The 5,878-nt window shown below is 69.1% G+C and carries 6 protein-coding genes; 3 read left to right on the forward strand and 3 right to left on the reverse strand.

Annotation, left to right across the window (positions count from 1 at the left end):
* The coding region (locus tag WBA11_RS06160; protein ID WP_424519831.1) for a M20/M25/M40 family metallo-hydrolase at positions 1-962 on the forward strand (962 nt) is incomplete at its 5' end.
* Between the two features lie 78 nt (positions 963-1,040).
* Positions 1,041-2,363: an argininosuccinate lyase gene (gene argH, locus WBA11_RS06165; RefSeq protein ID WP_424519832.1), complete on the forward strand. Its 1,323-nt coding sequence runs from the start codon at positions 1,041-1,043 to the stop codon at positions 2,361-2,363.
* Here the strand turns inward: argH and WBA11_RS06170 are convergent.
* The 3 genes from WBA11_RS06170 to WBA11_RS06180 form a co-directional block, all read right to left on the reverse strand.
* A complete protein-coding gene (locus WBA11_RS06170) occupies positions 2,350-2,862 on the reverse strand; it encodes a hypothetical protein (protein WP_424519833.1) in 513 nt (170 codons plus the stop codon). The two genes, argH and WBA11_RS06170, sit on opposite strands and share 14 nt — an antisense overlap.
* 68 nt (positions 2,863-2,930) lie before the next feature.
* Positions 2,931-3,548 (reverse strand): septal ring lytic transglycosylase RlpA family protein, encoded by a 618-nt coding sequence (locus WBA11_RS06175; RefSeq protein WP_424519834.1) that lies wholly within the window; start codon positions 3,546-3,548, stop codon positions 2,931-2,933.
* Positions 3,549-3,774: 226 nt separating this feature from the next.
* A complete protein-coding gene (locus WBA11_RS06180; protein ID WP_424519835.1) occupies positions 3,775-5,172 on the reverse strand; it encodes an ammonium transporter in 1,398 nt (465 codons plus the stop codon).
* A 221-nt stretch (positions 5,173-5,393) separates the two neighbouring features.
* Here WBA11_RS06180 and WBA11_RS06185 point away from each other — a divergent pair.
* Positions 5,394-5,878 (forward strand): Rad52/Rad22 family DNA repair protein (locus WBA11_RS06185; RefSeq protein ID WP_424519836.1); only part of this gene is annotated, 485 nt, incomplete at its 3' end.

A 5,878-nucleotide genomic window follows, 5' to 3' on the forward strand; every position in this document is an offset into this window, starting at 1 on the left:
TCTGGGTGAGCCTGGGCGACGGCGACGATCTGTTGCTGTTCTGCTCGCACCTCGACGTCGTGCCCCCGAGCGAGACGCACCCATACGACCCGTTCACGCCGACCCGCGTCGAGGACCGGATCTACGGGCGCGGCGCCGTCGACGCGAAGGCGAGCGGGGCGGCGATGCTGACCGCGCTCGCGACGTTGGCCGAGTCCGGCTGGCGCCCTCGAGGACGACTCGTCGTCGCGCTGACGGCGTGCGAGGAGACGGGCGGCGGCTACAACGGCGTGGAGACGATGCGCCGCGAGGTCTTCGGGCACGCGCTGCCCGAGGTCTCCGCCGCCTTGGTCGGGGAGCCAACCGAGCTCCTCCCGTGCCTCGCCCAGAAGGGCCTGCTCATCTTGGAGGCCACGGCCCACGGCCGCACGTCGCACGCCGCCCGAGCGCACCTCGGTGACAACGCCATCACGCGCGCCGCCCGCGATCTCGTCGCTCTTGGGGACGTCACCTTCGACCGGTCCGACCCGCTGCTCGGCAAGCCGACCGCCAACGCGACGCTCGTCGAGGGCGGGACGGCCAAGAACGTGATCCCCGACCGCTGCCGGTTCACGCTCGACGTCCGCTCGACGCCGGCCTACACGCACGCCGAGTTGACGGAGCTCGTCCGCGACGCCCTCGAGTCCGAGGTCTCCGTCTACTCCGAGCGTCTGGTTCCGTGCGCGACGGACCGGACGGAGCCCATCGCCCAGTCCGTCCTCGACGCGCTATCCGCACTCGGCCTCGAGGACGAACCGTTCGGTAGCCCGACGGCCTCCGACTGGATCTTCCTGTCCGACGTACCTGCCGTCAAGATTGGCCCCGGCCGAAGCGAGTTGTCCCACACGCCCGACGAGCACGTCACCGTTGGCCAACTCGAGGCCGCTGTCGAGGTCTACGCCGAGATCGCCCGGCAGTATTTCAACGTGGGGATTGGGGGCTAGGGGTCGGGGATTGGACTCCGCCGGTCCACTCTGCTTCGTCTCCCACATTTCGTCTCCGCTCCAGTTCGACTCAGATCCATGTCAGATACCCCAACACCCAATCCCCAATCCCCAACACCCATCTGGCACAAAGGCACCGCCGCTGAGGACTGGGTGACCCGGTTCACCGTGGGCGAGGACTGGCGGTGGGACACGATCCTGCTGCCGTACGACCTCGAGGGCACGCGCGCCCACGCCTGGGCGCTGGGGCAAGCCGGCGTCCTCGAGGACGAGGAAGTCGATGAGGTCAGCCGCGCCCTCGATGCGATCCGCGAGGCGTGGGAGAGGGGAGAGGTCACCGTCCGCGTCCAAGACGAGGACATGCACACCGTCATCGAACGCGAACTGACCGCCCGCCTGGGCGACGCCGGAAAGAAGATCCACGCCGGCCGGAGCCGCAACGACCAAGTCCTGACCGCGCTCCGCCTGTGGCTGAGAGACGCGCTTGAGGGCATCGCCGGGACCGTCCTCGAGGTCGGACACGCGCTCGTGGCGCACGCCCAAGCAGGCCAGGAGATGCTGATGCCGGGCTACACCCATGGCCAGCGCGCCATGCCGACGACCGTCGCCGTCTGGGCCGCTGGCTACGTCGACCTGCTCGCCGACGACCTAGCCGCCCTCGAGGACGCGCGTCGAGCGGCGAACACGTCGCCGTGGGGGAGCGCGGCGGGGTATGGGATTCCCGTCCTGGATCTCGACCGCGACGGCGTAGCCGAGAAGCTCGGGTTCGAGCGGACGCAGGCAATTGCTGCGGTCCAGCTGTCGAGGGGCAAACTCGAGGCCGGCGTCGTCCACGCGCTCGTCCAAATGGGGCTGACGCTGAACCGGATGGCGAGCGACTTGGCCCTGTTCGCGACGTCTGAGTTCGGGTTCGTCTCGTTGCCACACGAGCACACGACGGGCTCCTCGATCATGCCCCAGAAGCGCAACCCCGACGTCCTCGAGTTGGCTCGTGCGACCGCGCACCGGTTGACGGCCGAGCTCCACGTCTTGCTCACGCTGCCCGCCAACCTGCCCGGTGGCTACCACCGCGACCTGCAGCTCACGAAGGAGGCGACGATGCGGGGGGTCCTCGCCACGCAAGACCTGGTCACGGCGACGGCCGCCGTCTTGCCCGGTGTTCGCTGGCGAGCCGACCGGATGCGCGCCGCGCTCTCGCCCGACCTGTTCGCGACCGCCGAAGCCCTCCGGCTCGTCCAAGCCGGGACGCCGTTTCGCGACGCCTACCGGACCGTCGGCATCCACCTCGACGACCTCGAGGTCCCGTCCATCGAGGACGCGCTCGGAGCCTACACGTCGAGCGGGACGCCGGGCAACGTCGACCTCGAGGCGCTCCGGAAGCGCCTGGCTAGCGCGCGGTGACCGCCACCACGTTGGGCGCGGAGCGGAGACGGGCAGCCAGCGCCGACGCGTCGGATGCCGTCACCTCCAGCAGGTTGGCCCGGGTCTCCACCCGCGTCGGCGGTACACCGACGACGGCCTCGAACCGGGCCGCGGCCGTCCGACTCGGCGTCGTGCTCGGGTACTCAGCCGAGACGAGCACTCGACGTCCCCGGGCCACGGATTCGGCGAGTTCCGCCGGTAGGATGTGTGCGAACCGTGCGCCGACGTTGACCACCTCGACCGAGATGGCGCCGGTCTCGAACAAGTCCTCGACCAGGCCCCGCGCGATGGGTGCGCCGACCTGAACCTCGATCACGACGGGCTGGAACCACCCGTTGGTCTCAGCAGACGGCGAGAGATCCCGGACCAACTCGATCGCGTCGCGCGTCGAGGTCGCGCGGTCGAACACGACCTCGAGGTCGGCGTCTTGGGCGTGGGCGGTGGCGCAGCACAAGGCGGCGAGAAGAAAGACGCGCATCGAGGTCGGGAGGAGTCGTCCTCGAGGATAGGTCACCCGAGGACAAATCCAAATCGCCCTCGAGGACGCTACCCGCGCACGGCCGGCAGCCGCTCGAGATCGACCTCGAGGGTGCCTGCCTGTTTCAGGCCGATCTCCTTGGCCGCTGCCGTCGAGACGTCGATCACGCGGTCGCCGTGGAACGGGCCGCGGTCGTTGATGCGGACCACAACGGACTCGCCGTTGCCGGGGTTCGTCACACGGACGCGCGTCCCGAACGGCAACGTCCGGTGCGCGGCCGTCAACTCGGACGGGTCGAACGTCTCGCCGTTCGCCGTCGGGTTGCCCGCGAGCTCGGCGCCGTAGTAGCTCGCCGTCCCGCCCTCGAGAGCCTGCCCCGGACTCGATCCGGGGTCAGTGCCTCCTTCGGCGGTGTGACTGACGGTCGTGATCGGCGTCTCCGCGGGTACCGGAGGAAGCAGCGTCGCGGGCGGAGGCGTCGCGTGCTCGGCCGTGGCCTCGAGGGCCGACACGTTCGGCGCGTCGAGGACGACCGGGGTGGAGGTCGTCGCCACGCCAGCGCCAGCGGCCAAGAGGGCGACTCCAGTCGCGACGGCGGCCTTCCGGCGGGCGCGTCCCAACGTCGCTCGCAGGCGACGGCGCCTCGAGGGCGGGCGGGTGGAAACGGTGGAGACGAGCGGGGCCATGGCAACAGAGTCGATTCGCGCAGAGGGACGCGAAGACCGTTCCGGGAAGCCTGAACCTACGATCCTTCACCGAGACACCATGTTACGACCGTTAGGTCGGCCGGTCTGTCGCGCTCTCGCGCCGCCTTGGCAGGTCCGGTCGTCCTCGAGGCCGAGTCCCCAGGTTGCATCGCGGCGGTCGCTGATCGCCCTCGAGGGCGGTCCGGCACGTTGTCCTCGAGGACGTTTACGCGTGAGCCTGCGGAGGGAGGCTGAACGGGGCCTGGAGCGCTTCGGTCGCCTCGAGCTGGATCGCCTCGAGACGGTACGAGGTGTCCGTGTCGCCCGCGCCGAGCGGGACGGCGACCATCATCTGGAACTCGGGGTACGCGACCGTCCCATGCTCGTGCAGGTCGAGCCCAGCCGTCTCGCCCTCGTCCGTGATGCGCAGGCCCATCGTGGCGTCCAGGACCTTGAACAGACCGAGCGAAACGGGGAACGTCCACAGGAACGCCGCTCCCACGCCGACAGCCTGGATCCCGAGCTGGGCGAGCGAGAACCCGTCCGCGGCGAAGATGGCGACGGCCAAGGTGCCCCAGACGCCGCACACGCCGTGGACGGCGACCGCACTCACCGGGTCGTCGATGTAACGAGCAAGCCAGGAGGTCGCGAACGTCACCAAGACCCCGGCGACCAACCCGATCGCCAGCGCTCCGATCGGCAAGACCGCGTCGCAGCCGGCCGTGATGCCGACGAGCCCGCCGAGCACGCCGTTCATCGTCATGGTCACGCTGGGGACCTTGTCCGAGACCCACGTCACGGTCATCGCCGCAATCGCTCCGGCGCCGGCCGCCAGGAACGTGTTTGCCACGATCAGCGCGATGCCCGTTTCGCCGGCCGTCGTCGAGCCCGCGTTGAACCCGAACCACCCGAACCACAGGATGAACACTCCCAGGGCCGCGAGCGGGATGCTGTGTCCGGGGATCTCGACCGGATTGCCGTCCTCGTCTAGGCTCCCCGCCCGGCGCCCCACGACCAGCGCGCCGGCCAGCGCTGCCCACGCCCCGACCGAGTGGACGACCGTCGATCCCGCGAAATCGAGGAAGCCGATCCCCTCGAGCCATCCGCCACCGTTGAACAGACCGCCCCACGCCCACGACCCAAATACGGGGTAGATCAGCCCGACGATGACCAGGGAGAAGACGAGGTACGTGCGGAAGTTGACGCGCTCCGCGACCGCTCCCGACACGATCGTCGCGGCGGTCGCGGCGAACACGGCCTGGAAAAAGAAGAAGACATACGACCACTCCGGCGTCTGGCCCTCGATGCCCAAGAGCGCGAACCCGTCAGTTCCGATCCAGCCGCCCGCGCTCGTGCCGAACATCAACCCGAAGCCGACCAGAAAGAAGATCACGACGCCGGCCGAGGCGTCCATGACGTTCTTCATGATGATGTTGGCCGCGTTCTTGGCCCGTGTCAGGCCGGTCTCGAGAAGCGCGAACCCCGCCTGCATTAAGAACACGAGTGCACCCGCGACCACGACCCAGACAAAGTCCAGGTTGGTCTGCACCGTTGCGACATCGGCGCCTTGGGCGAGCGCGAGCGTGGGGACGGAGAGGAAAAGGAAAGCCAGAGAGGTCCTCATTTTGGAAGGAAGAGTGCGGCCGGTGGTTTAGGAACAGCGTGAGGCTAGACCAATAGGTCGCGTATTGTCAAGGATTCGGCTCTGTGATGCCTCTGGAAATAAGTCTGGTAGCGCTTTTCTCTTCCGAGGCGAAGGCGTCCTCGAGGTCGGTCTCCTCGTTTGGCTATGACACGCGGGCGTCACTCGGCCGTCCGATCTTCTGACTCCAGCCTCTGAGATCCATGACCGCCTCCGATCTGACCCGCCTCGCCGACCCCTTCCCGGCATCCGACATCGAGTGGAAGCCCGGCGCCACCACGCGCGACAAGAAGAAGGGCCTCGCGATGGCCTACCTCACCAGTCGCGCCGTCCAGCAACGGTTCGACGACGTCTGCGGGCCGGGCGACTGGCGCAACGAGTTCCGCGAGGGGCCGAGCGGCGGCGTCCTGTGCGGCATCTCGGTCCGCGTCGAGCGCCCCGACGGCACGTCGGAGTGGGTGACGAAGTGGGACGGTGCCGACAACTCGCAGGTCGAGGCCATCAAGGGCGGGCTCTCGGGCGCCACCAAGCGCGCTGCCGTCCAGTGGGGCGTCGGGCGGTACCTCTACGACCTGCCCGCGACCTGGGTGCGGTTGGACGATCGCGGCCGGTTTGCGGAGACGCCTCGGATCCCGTCTGAGCACCTGCCGCAACGCCAGGCCAGCGCGCCCCGCTCCGAGCGTCCCGC

The organism is Rubrivirga sp., from assembly GCF_049648075.1.
Taxonomy (GTDB): domain Bacteria; phylum Bacteroidota; class Rhodothermia; order Rhodothermales; family Rubricoccaceae; genus Rubrivirga.

Coding starts and splice junctions, on each gene's coding strand:
- argH (WP_424519832.1), top strand. CDS start 1,041: ATGTCAGATACCCCAACACCCAATCCCCAATCCCCAACACCCATCTGG.
- WBA11_RS06170 (WP_424519833.1), bottom strand. CDS start 2,862: ATGCGCGTCTTTCTTCTCGCCGCCTTGTGCTGCGCCACCGCCCACGCC.
- WBA11_RS06175 (WP_424519834.1), bottom strand. CDS start 3,548: ATGGCCCCGCTCGTCTCCACCGTTTCCACCCGCCCGCCCTCGAGGCGC.
- WBA11_RS06180 (WP_424519835.1), bottom strand. CDS start 5,172: ATGAGGACCTCTCTGGCTTTCCTTTTCCTCTCCGTCCCCACGCTCGCG.